Raw genomic sequence first — 17,446 nt, forward strand, 5'->3', positions numbered from 1 at the left:
CGAGCTTGGCCTCGACCACGCTGCCCTCGGCGGCGCGATCGGGGTTGGCGGTCAGTTCGAGCAGTTCGGCCTGAAGCTGGATCTTCTCGATCAGCGTATCCAGACCGATCTTCTTGAGCGCCGACACCTCGACGTCCTGGGTCTCGCCGCCCATGTCCTCGACCTGCACGTCATGTTCGAGCAGGCGTTCGCGGACGCGCTGGGCATTGGCATCGTGCTTGTCGATCTTGTTGATCGCCACGATCATCGGCTTGCCCGCCGCCTTGGTGTGGTTGATCGCCTCGATCGTCTGCGGCATCAGCCCGTCGTTCGCGGCCACCACCAGCACGACGATGTCGGTGACGTTGGCGCCGCGCGCGCGCATATCGCTGAACGCTTCGTGGCCCGGCGTGTCGAGGAAGGTGATCTTCGACTTGTCCTTCAGGGTGACCTGATAGGCGCCGATATGCTGGGTGATGCCGCCGGCCTCGCCGCGCACCACATCGGTGCCGCGCAGCGCGTCGAGCAGCGAGGTCTTGCCGTGATCGACGTGACCCATGATCGTGACGACCGGCGGGCGCGGCTGCAGCTTGTCCTCGGGATCCAGCTCGGTATCGACCTGGATGTCGACGTCGCTGTCGCTGACGCGCTGCACGTTATGGCCGAAATCGGTGACCAGCAGTTCGGCGGTGTCCTGGTCGATTGTCTGGTTGACGGTGACCATCATGCCCATCTTGAACAGGGCCTTCACCAGGTCCGCGCCCTTTTCGGCCATGCGGTTGGCGAGTTCCTGCACGGTGATCGCATCAGGCACCACCACGTCGCGGACCTGCTTGACCTGCGGCTCGCGCGGGCCGCCATAGGAGCGGCGATGCTCCTTCTCACGGGCGCGCTTCAGCGCCGCGAGGCTGCGCGCGCGCGCACCATCGTCGCCGCCCAGGGCGCGCGTGACGGTGAGCTTGCCCGACTGGCGGCGATCGTCGCCCTTGCGGTCGCGCGACGGCTTGGCCGGATCGGCACCCGGGCGGCGCGGCGCGGCGCCGGGACCCGAAGGCGCCGGACGCGCGGCACCGGCACCAGCAGCGGGGCGCTGCTGGTTCTGGTTCTGCTGCGGTGCCTGCTGCTGCGGCTGCTGGGTCGCGGCAGGCGCTGCCTGCTGCGGCTCGGGCTTGGGCTGCGGCTTGGGGATTTCCGGACGCACGACCGGCGTGAAGCGGCGCGGCGCGGGCAGCGACGCATCGAGCTGCAGCGTGATCGGACCCTGCGGGATCGGACGACGCGGCGGCTGCGCGGGCGCGGCCGGCTTGGGGGCTGCCGCCTGCGGCTGGGCCGGCTTCGGCGCCGCCGGCTGCGGGGCAGCAGCCTGGGGCGCTGCCGGAGCCGGCGCGGGCGCAGGTTCCGGAGCCGCGGCAGGTGCCGGGGCCGGAGCCTCGGCTACCACTTCGGGCGTCGGTTCCGGAGCGGGCGCAGGGGCCGGCGTCGGCTCGGGCGCAGCGGCTTCCGCCGGGGCGGCGGCCGCCTCGGTCTGGGCACGCGCACGCTCTTCCGCGCGGCGACGCTCTTCTTCCTGCGCCTCGGCGCGGAGGCGATCGTCGCGACGACGGCTTTCCTCCAGCGCCTGCATGCGCTGTTCCTCGGCCTCGCGGAGCAGCTTGGCCTGGCGCTCCTGCGGCGAGAGATTGTCCATCGGCTTGCGCGGCGGCTGGGCAGCGGCGCGCGGCGCCTGCTGCGGGGCAGCGGCGCGGGGAGCCTGAGCAGCCGGCGTCTCGGGCGCAGCGGCAGGGGCCGGCGTCGATTCGTCGATCGGCGCACCCTGCGGGCCGAGGACACGGCGACGCTTGACCTCCACGACCACGGTGTTGGAACGGCCATGGCTGAAGCTCTGCTTCACCTTGCCGGTTTCCACCGTGCGCTTCAGACCCAGCGGTGCGCGCATGCCCAGTTTCGGCTTGTCGTTTTCGGTGTCGCTCATGCGGCTACTCAAGTTCCTCGATAATGTTCGTCGTCAATGGCACGGCGGACGGCAAAGCCGATGCGCCTTGCGATTCGGAATCGCAAGACACGGGATCAGGTTCGGGTCCGATAAAGTGCAGCCAGCGATCGAGCGCTTCGCTCGTCCGTTGCGCCGCCCGGGCGTCGATAAGTCCGGCGTGTACCACATTTTCGCGGCCTAACGCCAAGGACAATATGGTGCGTGAGACCGGCAATGTTAAGCCCTTGAGGGCAGAACCTTCCCGATCCGAGCCAACGCGCCACGCCTGGGCCAGCTTGCGGCTGCCGTCGTCGCGGGCATCGGATGCGTGGAGCAGCAGATGGAGTCGGCCGCTGCGCGCGGCCTTTTCGATCCGCTCGGCGCCGATCACCACATAGCCCGCCTTCGCCTCCAGCCCCAGCCGGTCGAGCACGGCGCGCTGCAGCTGCGCGGCGATCCGGTCCTCCAGATCGTCGGGGATGCGCAGCTCGCCGGTGCGGAAGCTGCGCGACAGGGCGCCCTTCAGCTTGCCCTTGTCGCGCGACGCCGCGAGCCCCGCCTTGTCGACGGAGATCCAGGCGCCGCGGCCGGGGGCCTTGGCACGGATGTCGGGCAGCACTTCGCCCTCGGGCGACAGCACGAGTCGGATCAGCCCTTCCCGCGGCGCTTCCTCGCGCGACAGGATGCAGGTGCGAACCGCGTCGGTCATCGTCCCCTCCCGTGGCCGAGAGGGGGGATGACCAGTGCCAAGGTCAGTCGGCGCGTATCATTGTTCGGAGTCCGCAATTGCGTCCTCCTCGCCTGCCTGCGCAGGTTCTTCATCGGCGAACCAATGGGCGCGGGCCGCCATGATGATCTCGTTGCCCTGTTCGTCGCTCAGGCCATACTCCGCCAGGATGCCGCCCTTGGGCTCCTTGCGCGGGGTGTCGTCGCCGCGGCGACGCGGCTCGGCGCGCTTCTTCTCGACCAGCTCGTCGGTCGCCAGGTCGGCGAGATCGTCGAGCGTCTTGATGCCCGCCTTGCCGAGCGTGACCAGCATCGCTTCGGTCAGATACGGCATGGTGGTCAGGTCGTCCTCGACGCCGAGCGCACGGCGCTCCTCGCGATTGGCTTCCTCGCGGCGCTCCAGCGCTTCCTGGGCGCGGTTCTGGAGTTCCTGCGCGAGATCCTCGTCGAAGCCCTCGATGGTCGCGAGCTCCTCGATCTCGACATAGGCGACTTCCTCCAGCGCGCCGAAGCCTTCGGCGACCAGCAGCTGGGCCAGCGTCTCGTCGACGTCGAGCTCGTTCTGGAACATCTCCGAACGCTCGACGAATTCCTTCTGGCGCTTCTCGCTCGCATCCGCCTCGGTGAGGATGTCGATCGCCTTGCCGGTCAGCTGGCTGGCGAGACGCACGTTCTGGCCGCGACGGCCGATCGCCAGGCTCAGCTGATCGTCGGGGACGACCACTTCGATGCGGTCCTCTTCCTCGTCGATCACGACGCGGCTGACGTTCGCCGGCTGCAGCGCGTTGACGACGAAGGTGGCGGTGTCCGGCGACCAGGGGATGATGTCGATTTTCTCGCCCTGCATCTCCTGCACGACGGCCTGCACGCGGCTGCCCTTCATGCCGACGCAGGCGCCGACCGGATCGATCGAGCCGTCATGGCTGATCACGCCGATCTTGGCGCGGCTGCCCGGATCGCGGGCGGCAGCCTTGATCTCGATGATGCCGTCGTAGATTTCGGGCACTTCCTGCGCGAACAGCTTCTTCATGAACTCGGGGTGCGCGCGGCTCAGGAAGATCTGCGGACCGCGGTTCTCGCGGCGGACGTTGAGCACCACCGAGCGGACACGATCGCCGACGCGGACGACTTCGCGCGGGATCTGCTGGTCGCGGCGGATCACACCTTCGGCGCGGCCCAGGTCGACGACGACATGGCCGAACTCGACGCGCTTCACCACGCCGGTGATGATCTCGTTCACCCGGTCCTTGAACTCGTCATACTGGCGCTCGCGCTCGGCATCGCGGACCTTCTGGAAGATGATCTGCTTCGAGGCCTGGGCCTGGATGCGGCCGAACTCGATCGGGGGCAGCGGATCGACGATGAAGTCGCCGACCTTGGCGCCCTTCTGGAGCTTCTGCGCGCCCTTCAGGTCGACCTGCTTGAAATAGTCGTCAACCTGCTCGACCACCTCGACGACGCGCCACAGGCGGAGATCGCCCGAGACCGGATCGAGCTTCGCGCGAATGTCGTTCTCGACGCCGTAGCGGTTCTTCGCGGCGCGCTGGATCGCGTCTTCCATCGCCTCGATGACGATGGCCTTGTCGATCAACTTTTCCTTCGCGACCGAATCGGCGATCGCGAGCAGCTCGGCCTTGTTGGCAGAAATGGCGGTGGCCATCCGGGCTTATCCTTCTACTTCGATAATCTTGTCGGCGCCCTCGGCAGAGAGCGGCGCGGTGGCGGCGATCAGCCGGTCGGTCATCGTCAGCTTGGCATCCTCGATCGCCGCGAACGGCAGCACATGGTGCGTCTCGTCCTGCGTCACGATCGTGATGGTGCCTGCGTCCGCGTCGATGCCGGCGAGATCGCCCTTGAACTGCTTGCGCCCATCGAGCTTCTCGGCGAGCGTGATGCGAGCCTCATGGCCCTGCCAGTCGGCGAAATCCTGCAGCCGGGTGAGCGGCCGGTCGATCCCCGGCGAGCTGACCTCCAGCCGATAGGCATGGTCGATCGGATCGCGGCCCTCGGCTTCCAGCCGATCCAGCAGGTCCGAGATGCGGCGCGACAGATCGGCGCAATCGTCGATCGTCAGCTGGCGCGTATCCGGGCGCTCGGCCATGATCTGCAGCGTGGGATCGCTCTGGCCGCCGAACAGCTTCACGCGCACCAGGGCAAAGCCCAGCGCCTGCGCTTCGGTTTCGATCATCTTGGCCAGTTCGGCGAGATTCGCCACACACGTCTCCGGTTAAATTCAAGCAGCTTCGGCGCCGGAGCCTGGTGGCCCCGACCTCGATCATGTTTGACGATGTCCGAGAAAGCAGCTGCGATATACGCAATCCTGCCGCGCGGAGCAAGGGGCGCGAAAATGCCGCTGCATCTTTTCGGGCAGGAAAGGCGTTGCAACTCGTTGCAAAACCGGCTGCGTTCGTGGCCGAGGCTTTGTCGGAGAGGACTTTCATGCCCCGTTCGCTGCTCTTGATTCCGCTATTGTTCGCGGCTGCCTGCTCGTCGCCGGGCTCCAATGCCCAGCAGCCCATCGGCACCGCAGGCACCCCGACCCCGCTGCCGGTGCCGAGCGGCACCCCCGCCCCGCTGCCCGCCGGCGTGCCGTTCACCGCGACGCGCGTCGCCGATTTCGATGCGCCGTTCGCGCTCGCCTTCCTGCCTGACGGCGCCGCGCTCATCACCGAAAAGGCGGGCCAGCTGCAATATTGGGAGGTCAACCAGAAGGCGCAGGCGGTGAGCGGCGTCCCCAAGGTCGCCGCCGGCGGCCAAGGCGGCCTGCTCGACGTGGCCCCGGCGCCCGACTTCGCCAGCAGCAACACGATCTACTTCACCTATTCGGAGCCGCGCGCCAACGGCAGCGCCCTGGCGCTCGCCCGCGCCAAGCTGACCCGCGGCAAGGCGATGGCGCCGCGACTCGACAATGTGGAGGTGCTGTTCCGCTCCGGCGCCGACGGCGACGGCGGACAGTTCGGCGCGGTCATTGCCTTTGCTCCCGACGGCAAGTCGCTCTTCCTCTCCTCGGGCGAGCGCCAGCGCTTCACGCCTGCGCAGGACCCCAACCAGGCGATCGGCAAGATCCTGCACCTGACGCTCGACGGCAAGCCGGCCGCGGACAACCCGGATGCCGGCAAGGTCGGCGCGACCACCGTGCAGGTGATCGATCCGCCCGAGGACACCGAAGCCGCCAAGACCGCCAAGGGCCGCCCCTTCGCGTTCGACGGGCCGAATCCGGCGCCCGCCGCGATCTGGAGCAGCGGCCATCGCAACCCCTACGGCCTCGTCTTCGATTCGGCCGGCAATCTGTGGGAGCATGAGATGGGCCCGCAGGGCGGCGACGAGCTCAACCTGATCGTCAAGGGCCGCAACTATGGCTGGCCCAACGTCTCGTTCGGCGAGAATTACAACAACAAGCCGATCCCCAAACCCAAGGCCGGCGACGGCTATGAGCTGCCCAAGCTCTACTGGGTGCCGTCGATCTCGCCCTCGGGGCTGATCTACTATACCGGCGGCGACTTCCCGCAGTGGAAGGGCTCACTGCTGATGGGGGCGATGTCCGGCCAGGCGCTGATCCGCATCGCGCTCGACGGCACCAACGCCCGCAAGGCCGACCAGTGGGACATGGGGATGCGCATCCGCGACGTGGCCCAGGCGCCGGACGGCTCGCTGTGGCTGCTGCAGGACGGCGCCAAGGGCGATGGCGGCTGGCTGATGCGGATCAGCCCGAAGAAGTAAGGGCACCATCCTCCCCTGGAAGGGGAGGTGGCAGGCCGCAGGCCTGACGGAGGGGTGTCGACGCTGGAGGCTCTGCCTTCCACTGCAGCGGGGACACCCCTCCACCACCGCCTTCGGCGGCGGTCCCCCTCCCCTTGCAGAGGAGGATTCAGCTCACCGCACGATCAGGAAGTTCATCCGCGCCGCCGCGATCGGGCGCTCCTCCTCGTCCTGCCATGCGATCGCGCTGACATTCGCCACGCGCTTGCCGAGCCTCGTCACGGTGCCCCTGGCCCGCGTCTCCTTCTCCCGCCCGCCGCGCATGTAATCGACGGTGACGTTGACCGGCTTCACCTTGGCCCCGCCTTCCGCCTCCAGCGCCTGGAGCAGCGCGCCGACCGCCGCCATCTCGAGCAGCCCGCCGATCGCACCGCCATGCAGAAACCCCGGTCGTCCGACGACGTCGCCCGAGAACGGCATTACCAGCACCGGCGCCTCCGCGCCGGGCTCCACCGTCAACCCCAGCAGCTCGGCATAAGGAGGCAGTTTCACCAATAGCCCTCCGCCGCCATGAAGGTCCCCGCGACATGCGCCAGCGGATCGGCCGGATCGCCGTCATGCGCCTGGCCGCGCACGAACGCGATCGAGCGGGTCAGCCGGTAGCATTCGCACCGCCCGATCACCGTCTGGCCGGTGCGCGCCGGGCGCAGATAGTCGATCCGCAGGTCGAGCGTCGCGTGCGGCAGGAACCTGCCCACCTTCAGCCACACCGCGACGCTGCTCGCCATGTCCATCAAGGCGAGGATCGGGCCCGAGGCGAGCACGCCGGTTTCCGCCTGCCCCACCAGATCGGCGCGCCAGGGCTGCTCGAGCTCGGCCCAATCCGCGCCGTGATCGCGGTACGACACGCCCAGGCGGCTGCCATGGTTGGGAAAGCGGAGCGCAAAGAAGGCGCGAGGATCGAACCGGGGCGGCGCCGCGGGATCGCTGGGTGCAGACATACCGGCTTTTCTAGCGGCCACATCTTGCCCGCGCAAATGCTTCGCCCCACTATCCTGCCTGAAGACGAGAGAGGATTGCCGAGCATGAGCGAGCGCGTGACCTGGACGATCACCGACGGCGTGGCCGATGTGCGGCTCGCCCGGCCGGACAAGATGAACGCGCTCGACCCCGCGATGTTCGAGGGCCTCCTCGGCGCGATCGACACGCTGGGCACGACGCCCGGCCTGCGCGCCGTGGTGCTGTCGGGCGAAGGCCGCGCCTTCTGCGCCGGGCTCGACATGGCGAGCATGGCCAGCGCCGGGGCGGACACCGACCTCGCCGCGCGCAGCCACGGGCTCGCCAACAGCTTCCAGCAGGTCGCCTGGGGCTGGCGGACGCTGCCGGTGCCGGTGATCGCCGCCGTCCACGGCGTCGCGTTCGGTGGCGGGCTGCAGATCGCCAGCGGCGCGGACGTCCGCATCGCCGCGCCCGATACGCGGCTCTCGGTGATGGAGCTCAAATGGGGCATCGTGCCCGACATGGCCGGATTCATCCTGTGGCGCGGCACGGTGCGCGACGACGTGCTGCGCGAGCTGACCTACACCGCGCGCGAATTCGACGCCGCCGAGGCACAGGGCTTCGGCTTCGTCACCCGGCTGGCGGAGGATCCGCATGCCGAGGCGCTGGCGCTTGCCCACGCCATCGCCGGCCGCAGCCCGGACGCGATCCGCGCCGCCAAGCGCCTCGCCAACCACGAGGGCGATGCCGCCGCGGTGCTGCTGGCGGAAAGCGTCGAGCAAGCGGCGCTGCTGCGCTCGCCCAACCAGATCGAGGCGGTAATGGCCAATATGCAGAAGCGCGCGCCCCAGTTCCGCGACTGAACCGGTTGCATTCCGCCACGCAATGACGGAAGCGTACCCGAAACTCGAAACGACGAGAGGGTGCCATGCGCGAAGCCGCGATCGTCTCCACCGCCCGCACCGGCATCGGCAAGGCGGGCCGGGGCTATTTCAACGATACCGAAGCGCCGGTGCTCGCCGCGCATGTGATGAACGCGGCGGTGGAACGCGCCGGGATCAATCCCGCGCGGATCGACGACGTGTTCTACGGCATGGGCAACCAGTGGGGCACGCAAGGGTCCAACATGGCCCGCATGGCCCTGTTCGCCGCGGGCATCCCGCACAGCGTGCCGGCGTTCAGCCTCGACCGGAAATGCGGATCGGGCCTCACCGCGATCGCGCTCGCCGCTCGCTCGATCATGACCGACGAGATCGACGTGGCGCTGGCCGGCGGCATGGAGTCGATCAGCCTCACCATGGCCAATGCGCCGCGCTATGCGAACCGCTCGGTCACGGACCGGGTGCCGGCGGCGTACATCCCGATGATCGAGACGGCGGAGATCGTCGCCGAACGCTATGGCATTTCGCGAGAGGCGCAGGACGAATTCGCCGCGACGAGCCAGCAGCGCGCCGTGGACGCGCTTGCCCGTGGTGCGTTCGCGGCGGAGATCGCGCCGATCACCGTCACCAAGGCGCTGTTCGACAAGGCGGGCACCCGCACCGGCAGCGAGACGGTGACGGTCACCCAGGACGAAGGCATCCGCCCCGGCACCACCGCCGAGGTACTGGGAACGCTCAAGCCGGTCTGGAAGGACGGCGCCTTCGTGCCCGAGGGCCGCCACGTCACCGCCGGCAATGCCAGCCAGCTTTCGGACGGCGCCGCCGCGCAGATCCTGATGGATCGCAAGACCGCCGAGGCCGAGGGCCGCCCGATCCTCGGCATCTATCGCGGCTTCCAGGTGGCGGGGTGCGAACCCGAGGAGATGGGCATCGGTCCGGTCTTCGCCGTGCCCAAGCTGCTCGCCCGCGCCGGGCTGAAGGTCGAGGATATCGGCTTGTGGGAGATCAACGAGGCGTTCGCCAGCCAGTGCCTCTATTGCCGCGACACGCTGGGCATCGATCCCGAAAAGCTCAACGTCAGCGGCGGCGCGATCGCGATCGGCCATCCGTTCGGGATGACCGGCAGTCGGCTGGTCGGCCACGCGCTGATCGAGGGGCGACGGCGCGGGGTGCGCTATGTGGTGGTGTCGATGTGCACCGCTGGCGGCATGGGCGCAGCGGGGCTGTTCGAGATCATCTGAACGGGTTGCAGCGGCGCGCGACACCTGCGAAACGGCCCGCGGTTTCAACCCAGACGGAGGGCGTGCGCCGATGTCGTTCAACAGCTTCGGTCGCGTATTCCGCTTCACCACCTGGGGCGAGAGCCATGGCCCCGCGCTCGGCGCGGTGGTCGATGGCTGCCCGCCGGGGCTGACGCTGAGCGAAGCCGATATCCAGCCGTTCCTCGATCGCCGCCGCCCCGGCCAGTCGCGCTTCACCACCCAGCGGCAGGAGCCGGACCAGGTCCGCATCCTCTCCGGCGTGTTCGAGGGACGCACGACGGGGACGCCGATCGCGCTCCACATCGACAATGTCGACCAGCGCTCGAAGGACTATTCGGAGGTCGCCAAGGCCTATCGCCCGGGCCATGCCGATTATGCCTATGACCAGAAATACGGCTTTCGCGACTATCGCGGCGGCGGCCGATCCTCGGCGCGCGAGACCGCGGCGCGGGTCGCGGCGGGCGCGGTCGCGCGGCGCGTGATCCCCGAGGTGACGATCACCGCCTGGGTCGAGGCGATCGGCGGCGACGCGATCGACTATGCGAAGTTCGACGCCGCCGAGATCGGCAACAACCCGTTCTTCTGCCCGGACCCGGACGCGGCGCAGCGCTGGGAGGCACTGGTCGACGCCGCGCGCAAGGACGGCTCCTCGCTCGGGGCCGTCGTCGCGTGCGAGGCGACCGGCGTGCCGGCCGGCTGGGGCGCCCCACTCTACGCCAAGCTCGACAGCGAATTGGCGGCGGCGTGCATGTCGATCAACGCGGTCAAGGGCTTCGAGATCGGCGACGGCTTCGCTGCGGCAACCTTGCGCGGCGAGGAGAATGCCGATGCGATGCGCCCCCGCAGCGATGGCGGTGTCGATTTCCTCGCCAACCATGCCGGCGGCATCGCGGGCGGCATCGCGACGGGCCAGCCGGTGCGGATGCGGGTCGCGTTCAAGCCGACCAGCTCGATCCTGATCCCGGTCGAAACCGTCACCCGCGACGGCGAGGCGAGCGAGATCCGTACCAAGGGTCGCCACGATCCGTGCGTCGGCATCCGCGGCGTGCCCGTCGTCGAAGCAATGGTCGCGCTGGTACTGGCGGACCAGAAATTGCTGCACCGGGCGCAGGTCGGCTGACCTGACGCTCGACTCGCCCCGGAGTCGTTGGATTTTATCGTCTAACTGAAATCCGTTGGCGAGACTTCTTCGCGGTTCGCCGGTTATTCTTCCGTTGGCATAATCAACAGAAGGATGCCGTGTAATGTACATCAAGACCATTCTTGCCGCCGCGACCCTGATTGCGGCGCCGGCGGCGTTCGCTCAGCAGACCACGCCGGGCCAGACGACGCCGGGCGGCTCGACGACCGACCAGAGCACCATGCCCGGCCAGACGAGCCCCGGCCAGACGACGTCTCCCACCGATCCGTCGATGAACCCGTCGACCACGACCACGTCGCCGGGCGGCACCACCGGATCGGGCGCGATGACCACGCCGGACTCGTCGTCGGCTACCACGACGTCGCCGACGGACTCGAGCACGACGACCACGGACGACACCGGCACCAAGCCGAAGCACAAGCGCCCCCACTAAGCGCGCCTGAGTCCGTTCGACTGAATGCGATCGCCCGGCCTTTCCCCCTTTCGGCCGGGCGATTTCGCGTATGCGGCGATGCGCCGCCCCGCCCCCTTGCACGAACAACCTCGCACGCCGATGTTTCGGCATTAACCACCGTCCTGTAAGGGCGGGAGATCGACAGTCGACGCATTGGGGAATTTGGTGGCAGATCCATACGTAACGCTCGGGGTGGCGCGCAGCGCGAGCGAGGACGAGATCAAGAAGGCCTATCGCAAGCTCGCCAAGGAGCTGCACCCTGATCGCAACAAGGACAATCCGAAGGCGTCCGAGAAGTTCAGCCAGGTCACGCAAGCCTATGACCTGCTGACCGACAAGGACAAGCGCGCCCGCTTCGACCGCGGCGAGATCGACGGCGACGGCAATCCGATCGCGCCGTTCGGTTTCGGCAGCGGCGCGGGCGGCAGCGGCGGGTTCCAGCCCGGCGGCGGCCATTTCGACTTCAGCGGGAACGAGGCCGATATCGGCGACCTGTTCGAAGGGCTGTTCGGCGGCAACAAGCGCGGCGGCGGCGGGTTCAGCGGCGGGTTCGGCGGCTTTGGCGGGTTCGGGCGGCGTGCCCAGCCCAAGGGCGCCAACGCGGCCTATCGCCTAGCCGTGTCGTTCGAGGATGCGGCCAAGCTCGCCCCCCAGCGTATCACCCTGCGCGACGGCAAGACGATCGACCTGAAGCTCCCCGCCGGCGTCGAGGATGGCACCCAGATGCGCCTCGCCGGCAAGGGTGAGGAGGGCCCCGGCGGCCCCGGCGACGCAATCATCACCATCGAGATCCAGCCGCACCGTTTCTATGTGCGCGACGGCGACGACATCAAGCTGGACCTGCCGATAACCCTGGCCGAGGCGGTGCTGGGCGCGCAGGTGCGCGTGCCGACGCCCGACGGCCCGGTGATGCTGACGGTGCCCAAGGGCTCCAGCTCGGGCAAGGTGCTGCGCCTCAAGGGCCGGGCATTCCACAAGAAAGGCGGCGGGCGCGGCGACCTGTTCGTCACGCTGATGGTCGACCTGCCGGTCGACGACGATGCGCTCATCGAATTTGTGCAAGGATGGAAGAACGGGGGGAACCCGCGGGGGCGCATGGGCGTCTGACGCCCGTGGACGAACCGATGCGCACTTCGATCTCGCCCCAGTCGCCCGAGGCACGGCGGCTGGGCGTCAGCGGAAAGGTGCCGCGGCGACTGGCCGAGCTGGGCGTGACCGAACGCATGTTCGAAATCGCCAAGCGCGTCGCGATCGGGACGTTCAACGAGGGCTTCACCTATGCGGGCAACCTCGCCTATCTCTCGCTGGTAACGCTGTTCCCCTTCTTCATCGTCGCGACGGCCCTGGCCAGCCTGGTCGGCCGCACGGGCACCGGCGTACACGCGCTGGAGGCGTTCCTGCAGACCGTGCCGCCCGACGTCGCAAAGCTGCTGCGCGACCCCGTCATCGAGGTGCTCCATACCCGCAGCACCGGCGGGCTGCTCTGGTTCGGCGGGCTGGTCGGCCTGTGGACCACCGCCGGCTTCATCGAGACGATCCGCGGCATCGTCCGTCAGGCCTATGGCGTTTCCTCGGACAAGCCGTTCTGGCGCTACCGCCTCGGCGCGATCGGCATGATCGTGGCGGCGGTGCTGATGGTAATGCTCGCCTTCGCCTTCCAGGTGATCCTGACCGGGATCGAGCAGTTTCTCTACCGCATCCTGCCGCTCGCCACCGAGGCACAGCGCTTCGCCTCGGCAGGCAAGGCGGTGCCGGCGTTCGCGCTGTTCGGCGCGCTGTACGTGCTGTTCTTCGCCCTCACCCCCTCGCGCTACCGCTCGCGGCGCTATCCGAAATGGCCCGGCGCGCTGTGCACCACCTTGTGGTGGCTGACCGTGACCGGCGTGCTGCCCTGGGTGCTCGCCACCATGGGCGGATACGGCGCCACCTATGGCAGCCTGGCGGGCGTGATGGTCTCGCTGATCTTCTTCTTCCTGGTGGGTCTCGGCCTCGTCGTCGGGGCGGAGCTGAACGCCGCTCTGGCGGAAGTGCCCGATCCCGGTCTAGAGGGGGACCAAGGACAGGAGATTCAGAAGACGTGACCGGACTGATGCAAGGGAAGCGCGGGCTCATCATGGGCCTCGCCAACGACAAATCGCTGGCATGGGGAATCGCCAAGGCGCTGCACGCCCAGGGTGCGGAGCTGGCCTTTTCCTACCAGGGGGATGCGCTGCTCAAGCGGGTGAAGCCGCTGGCCGAGCAGGTCGGCTCCGATTTCCTCATCGATTGCGACGTGGCCGACATGGACGCGCTCGACACCACGTTCGAGACGCTGGCGGCGCGCTGGCCGACGATCGATTTCGTCGTCCACGCGATCGGCTTTTCGGACAAGAGCCAGCTGCGCGGGCGCTATTACGACACCACGCTCGACAATTTCCTGATGACGATGAACATCTCGGTGTTCAGCTTCACCGCGGTCGCACAGCGCGCGCAGAAGATGATGCCCAACGGCGGCAGCCTGCTGACGCTCAGCTATTACGGCGCCGAGAAGGTCGTGCCGCACTACAATGTGATGGGCGTCGCCAAGTCGGCGCTCGAGACCTCGGTCAAGTATCTCGCCATGGACATGGGTCCCGAGAACATCCGCGTCAACGCGATCTCGGCCGGCCCGATCCAGACGCTGGCGGCGCGCGGCATCGGCGACTTCAACTATATCCTCAAGTGGAACCAGCTGAACTCGCCGCTCCGCCGCAACGTGACGATCGAGGACGTCGGCGGCGCCGGCCTGTATCTGCTCTCGGACCTCGCCTCGGGCGTCACCGGCGAGATCCACCATGTCGATGCCGGCTACAACGTGATCGGCATGAAGGCCGAGGACGCGCCGGACATCGCGCTCGCATGAACCGCGATGGGGCGGCATCCGCCGCCCCATCGCTCAATCCCCTTCGCGCAGCAGCCACGCCAGCGCCGTGTCGACATCGTCGAACACCGCGGCGCCGGGCCGCGCCTCGGCGATGCGGCGGAGCTGACGGCGGGTGAGCGCGGTCGCGGCGACGAAGGCCAGCCGGTCGGCCCAGAGTTGCGGCGCGTCGCCGCGCAGGTTGCGCAACGCCATGTCGGTCGCCGCCTGGGGCAGCACCGCCACGCCGCGCGCATCGTAGAGCGTGCGGTGCCGCCCGGCATCGGCTCCCAGGGACAGGATCGCCGCCCGCACGTCCTCGGCGATCCAGCCGATATCCTCGGGCGAGAGAATCCCGCCGACGGTGGCATGGATCAGCCGCTGCGCCGGATCGACGCGCAGATCGAAGGTGACACCGTGTAGCGCGGATGCAGGCTCCGACATGCGAAGCTTCAGGCGCGCACCACACCGAGTTCGCGGAACGGACGCGGCTCGACCGGCGGGCGGGCAGGCTCGTTCAGCTCGCACTGCCAGATGCCGACGTCGATCCACTGGCCGTGCTTGTAGCCGGCCTCGCGGAACACACCGGTGCGACGAAAGCCCACCGCCTCGTGCAGCGCGATCGAATTGTCGTTGGGCAGCGTGATCATCCCGAAGGCATGGACGAAGCCCTGCGCGCGCAGCGTATCGACCAGCGCCTCGTAGAGCAGCCGCCCGGCGCCGCGCCGCTGCGCGGTATCCGCCATGTAGATCGAGCTTTCGACGACATAGCGATAGGCCGGCCGATCACGGAACTTGCTGGCATAGGCATAGCCGATGACGCCACCGTCCGCGCCGTCGCCATTGGTGGCCACCAGCCAGGGATAGAGCCCCTCGCTCGACGCCATCCGTGCCGCCATCGTGGCGGCATCGGGCGGCTCGATCTCGAACGAGGCGGTGCCGGTGAGCACGTTCGGCGCATAGATCGCGGCGATCGCGACGGCATCCTCCGGCGTTGCGGCGCGGATGCCGATCACTTGGCGGCCCCCAGCGCGAACTGGAGCAGCGCCAGGTCGCCGGGCTGCGCGCTCGGCACGCCCAGCGCCATGCACTCGAGGCAGCGCGCCTGCACCGAACCGCTCGCGGTAAGCCGCTTGGCATCGCCCAGCGCCTGCGCCAGCAGCACGCGGCGCTCCTCGGCGATGCGGGCATAGGCATCCGACCCCGCAGGCGCATCGGCCCAGTTGCCGTCATCGTCATCGTCGTTGCCGAGCGAGCCGAGGCCCGCCGCCACCGCGGCGGCGAAGGCGTTGGGCTTCTTGACGAGGAACACCGGCCGCACCTTGGCCGGATCGAGCCCGGCGCGCTTCGCCGCCTCGGCGATGGCGTCGTTCAGCCCGCCGAAGCGGTCGACCAGGCCCAGCTGGCGGGCGATGCCGCCGATCCAGACGCGGCCCTGGCCGATCTCGTCGACCCGCTGCGGCGTGAGCTTGCGCGATGCCGCGACCAGCCCGACGAAGCGGCCATAGCCCGCCTCGATCGCCGATTGCAGGATCGTGTCCACCGTGGCGTTGGTGCCGCCATAGATGCTCGGCTGGCCGGTGAGCGGCGTGCTCTGCACCCCGTCGGTGGTCACGCCGATCTTGGCCAGCGTGTTCTCGAAGGTCGGGATGATGCCGAAAATGCCGATCGAGCCGGTGATGGTGTTCGGCTCGGCGAAGATCACGTCGCCGGCGGTAGACACCCAATAGCCGCCGCTGGCGGCCAGGCCGCCCATCGAGACGATCACCGGCAGCTTCTGCGCCTTGGCCTGGAGGATCGCCTGGCGCATCTGCTCCGAGGCCATCGCCGAGCCGCCCGGCGAATCGACACGGACGACCAGCGCCTTGAGCTTGCCGTCCTTCAGCCCGTCGAGGACGAGCTTGCTGATCGTGTCGCCGCCCGCGCTGCCGGCGCCGCCCTTGCCGTCGACGATCTCGCCGGAGACGGTGATCACGCCGATCGCGTCGCCGCTGGTCGGGCGCGGATTGGCCTGCAGCCAGTCGGCCAGCTTGATGCTGTTGAAGTTGCCCGCGCGGGCGCCGCTCGGCGCCCCCACCAGCTGCGCGACGTGCGCGCCGAAGGCGATGCGGTCGCCGAGCTGGTCGACCAGGCCATAGGCGCGGTTGGCGGCGGCCATGTCGCCCTTGGCGGCGGTGATCGCGACATCCGGCTTCATCAGGAACTCGGCGATGCGCGCCTTGGGGCGCGCCTTCTGGATGCCGTCGCGCCACTGGTCGAGCAGGCCGCTGTAGAGCGCGGTATTGGCCTCGCGCGCCTCGGGCGACATGTCGGCGCGGATATAGGGCTCCACCGCCGACTTGAACTTGCCGACCTTATAGACATGGACGTTGATGCCCAGCTTCTCGGTCAGGCCCTTGTAATAGAGCTGGCGCCCGCCCGGCCCCATGAACAGCGATCCGCCCATCGGATGGACCCAGATCTCGCTGGCATTGGCCGCGATCGCATAGCCGCTGTCGGTATAGGCAGTGGCATAGGCGAGCACCGGCTTGCCGGCGGCGCGGACGCGGCCCACCGCCGCTGCGACTTCGCTCACCGTGGCGGGATAGCCGCCGAGGAAGCTGTCGAGATCGAGCACCACCGCCTTCACCCGGGCATCGCCCTTGGCGGCATCGAGCGCACGGATCACGTCCGGCGCGCTCACCTGACCGGCGGCGCGGCGGCCGCTGACGCTGGCGAGCGGATCGGCCTCGCTCGGCTGCTCGACCAGCGCGCCGTTGAACGCGACGACGAGCGCGCCGTCGCGAATCGTCGCGGGCGTCGGCCGGTGGGAGAGCGCCGCGAACAGCGCCGAAAAGAACAGAAGGAGCAGAACGAGGACGAGCAGGTCCTTGATTCCGACGAGTATCTTCCAGGCGGTACGAACCAGCTTCACCGGCGGCTCCTCAAAGCGTATTCTTGGGTCTGTGCTACCGGATGCGCCGGGCGGAGTAAACGACCCGTATTATCGGCCCAACACGCCGAAAAAAGTTCCCGTCGCACCCGTTGACGAAGCGAAACTGCCTCCACATATCCATGCCGTTAGCACTCCGGGGGACCGAGTGCTAAACACCGAAATCCACCTGAAAGAGGATCAGGCAATGAACTTCCGTCCGTTGCACGACCGCGTGCTCGTCCGCCGCGTCGAAGCCGAGGAAAAGACCGCCGGCGGGATCATCATCCCCGACACCGCCAAGGAAAAGCCGCAGGAAGGCGAAGTCGTCGCCGTCGGCACCGGCACCAAGGCCGAAGATGGCAAGGTGACCCCGCTCGACGTGAAGTCGGGCGACCGCATCCTGTTCGGCAAGTGGTCCGGCACCGAAGTGAAGGTGAACGGCGAAGACCTGCTGATCATGAAGGAAAGCGACATCCTCGGCATCGTCGGCTGAGCACGTCGTTTACCCTAAACTTCCTAAACTTCCGCAGATTGAAAGGGC

18 protein-coding genes are annotated in these 17,446 nt (G+C 68.4%); 8 read left to right on the plus strand and 10 right to left on the minus strand.

The window, feature by feature from the left end:
• From QZ814_RS15570 to rimP, 4 genes are all read right to left on the minus strand, one after another.
• Positions 1-1,951, minus strand: a 1,951-nt coding sequence (locus tag QZ814_RS15570; protein WP_294334063.1) for a translation initiation factor IF-2 N-terminal domain-containing protein, incomplete at its 3' end; no start/stop codon positions are given.
• Positions 1,952-1,955: 4 nt separating this feature from the next.
• Entirely contained in the window at positions 1,956-2,660 is a 705-nt protein-coding gene (locus QZ814_RS15575) for a DUF448 domain-containing protein (RefSeq protein ID WP_294334066.1), read from the minus strand.
• Positions 2,661-2,717: 57 nt separating this feature from the next.
• Positions 2,718-4,337 (minus strand): transcription termination factor NusA, encoded by a 1,620-nt coding sequence (nusA, locus tag QZ814_RS15580; protein WP_294334069.1) that lies wholly within the window; start codon positions 4,335-4,337, stop codon positions 2,718-2,720.
• A 6-nt stretch (positions 4,338-4,343) separates the two neighbouring features.
• Positions 4,344-4,892, minus strand: coding sequence for a ribosome maturation protein RimP (gene rimP / locus QZ814_RS15585; protein WP_093296058.1), 549 nt, complete (start codon positions 4,890-4,892; stop codon positions 4,344-4,346).
• Between the two features lie 224 nt (positions 4,893-5,116).
• On the opposite strand from rimP, the gene QZ814_RS15590 reads away from it, so the two are divergent.
• On the plus strand, positions 5,117-6,397 hold the full coding sequence (locus tag QZ814_RS15590; protein WP_294334076.1) for a PQQ-dependent sugar dehydrogenase: 1,281 nt from the start codon (positions 5,117-5,119) through the stop codon (positions 6,395-6,397).
• Between the two features lie 153 nt (positions 6,398-6,550).
• Here QZ814_RS15590 and QZ814_RS15595 read toward each other — a convergent pair whose 3' ends face one another.
• A complete protein-coding gene (locus QZ814_RS15595; protein ID WP_294334079.1) occupies positions 6,551-6,928 on the minus strand; it encodes a PaaI family thioesterase in 378 nt (125 codons plus the stop codon).
• Positions 6,925-7,377, minus strand: a complete 453-nt coding sequence (locus QZ814_RS15600) for a PaaI family thioesterase (protein WP_294334081.1) — start codon at positions 7,375-7,377, stop codon at positions 6,925-6,927. The genes QZ814_RS15595 and QZ814_RS15600 overlap by 4 nt, the downstream gene beginning before the upstream one ends.
• Before the next feature lie 84 nt (positions 7,378-7,461).
• Here QZ814_RS15600 and QZ814_RS15605 point away from each other — a divergent pair, with 84 nt between their 5' ends.
• From QZ814_RS15605 to aroC, 3 genes are all read left to right on the plus strand, one after another.
• Positions 7,462-8,238, plus strand: coding sequence for a crotonase/enoyl-CoA hydratase family protein (locus tag QZ814_RS15605; protein ID WP_294334083.1), 777 nt, complete (start codon positions 7,462-7,464; stop codon positions 8,236-8,238).
• 65 nt (positions 8,239-8,303) lie between these two features.
• On the plus strand, positions 8,304-9,497 hold the full coding sequence (locus tag QZ814_RS15610) for a thiolase family protein (RefSeq protein ID WP_294334084.1): 1,194 nt from the start codon (positions 8,304-8,306) through the stop codon (positions 9,495-9,497).
• Between the two features lie 70 nt (positions 9,498-9,567).
• The gene (gene aroC / locus QZ814_RS15615) at positions 9,568-10,638 is read left to right on the plus strand and encodes a chorismate synthase (RefSeq protein ID WP_294334086.1); all 1,071 of its coding nucleotides are present in this window, start codon (positions 9,568-9,570) and stop codon (positions 10,636-10,638) included.
• Positions 10,639-10,821: 183 nt separating this feature from the next.
• Here aroC and QZ814_RS15620 read toward each other — a convergent pair whose 3' ends face one another.
• A complete protein-coding gene (locus QZ814_RS15620) occupies positions 10,822-11,040 on the minus strand; it encodes a hypothetical protein (protein ID WP_294334088.1) in 219 nt (72 codons plus the stop codon).
• Between the two features lie 238 nt (positions 11,041-11,278).
• Between QZ814_RS15620 and QZ814_RS15625 the strand changes: the two genes are divergently transcribed.
• From QZ814_RS15625 to fabI, 3 genes are read left to right on the plus strand one after another with little or no spacing between them, the layout of a single operon-like run.
• Complete coding sequence (locus QZ814_RS15625) at positions 11,279-12,220, plus strand: DnaJ C-terminal domain-containing protein (protein ID WP_294334090.1); 942 nt, start codon at positions 11,279-11,281, stop codon at positions 12,218-12,220.
• Positions 12,221-12,225: 5 nt separating this feature from the next.
• Positions 12,226-13,194 carry a YihY/virulence factor BrkB family protein gene (locus tag QZ814_RS15630; protein WP_294334092.1) on the plus strand — a complete coding sequence of 323 codons (969 nt, stop codon included), beginning with the start codon at positions 12,226-12,228 and terminating at the stop codon, positions 13,192-13,194.
• Positions 13,191-13,994 (plus strand): enoyl-ACP reductase FabI, encoded by an 804-nt coding sequence (gene fabI, locus QZ814_RS15635; RefSeq protein ID WP_294334094.1) that lies wholly within the window; start codon positions 13,191-13,193, stop codon positions 13,992-13,994. The genes QZ814_RS15630 and fabI overlap by 4 nt, the downstream gene beginning before the upstream one ends.
• Positions 13,995-14,027: 33 nt before the next feature.
• On the opposite strand, the gene QZ814_RS15640 is transcribed toward fabI, so the two are convergent.
• The 3 genes from QZ814_RS15640 to sppA are packed head-to-tail and all read right to left on the minus strand — an operon-like array spanning position 14,028 to position 16,905.
• Positions 14,028-14,435 (minus strand): hypothetical protein, encoded by a 408-nt coding sequence (locus QZ814_RS15640; protein WP_294334096.1) that lies wholly within the window; start codon positions 14,433-14,435, stop codon positions 14,028-14,030.
• A gap of 8 nt (positions 14,436-14,443) precedes the next feature.
• Positions 14,444-15,007, minus strand: a complete 564-nt coding sequence (locus tag QZ814_RS15645) for a GNAT family N-acetyltransferase (RefSeq protein ID WP_294334098.1) — start codon at positions 15,005-15,007, stop codon at positions 14,444-14,446.
• Positions 15,004-16,905, minus strand: a complete 1,902-nt coding sequence (gene sppA / locus QZ814_RS15650; RefSeq protein ID WP_294334100.1) for a signal peptide peptidase SppA — start codon at positions 16,903-16,905, stop codon at positions 15,004-15,006. Before sppA ends, QZ814_RS15645 begins: the two co-directional genes overlap by 4 nt.
• Before the next feature lie 205 nt (positions 16,906-17,110).
• Here sppA and groES point away from each other — a divergent pair, with 205 nt between their 5' ends.
• A complete protein-coding gene (groES, locus tag QZ814_RS15655) occupies positions 17,111-17,398 on the plus strand; it encodes a co-chaperone GroES (protein WP_010544804.1) in 288 nt (95 codons plus the stop codon).
• The last annotated feature ends 48 nt before the right edge of the window (positions 17,399-17,446 follow it).

The sequence above is a fragment of the uncultured Sphingomonas sp. genome, from assembly GCF_913777625.1.
GTDB lineage: Bacteria > Pseudomonadota > Alphaproteobacteria > Sphingomonadales > Sphingomonadaceae > Sphingomonas.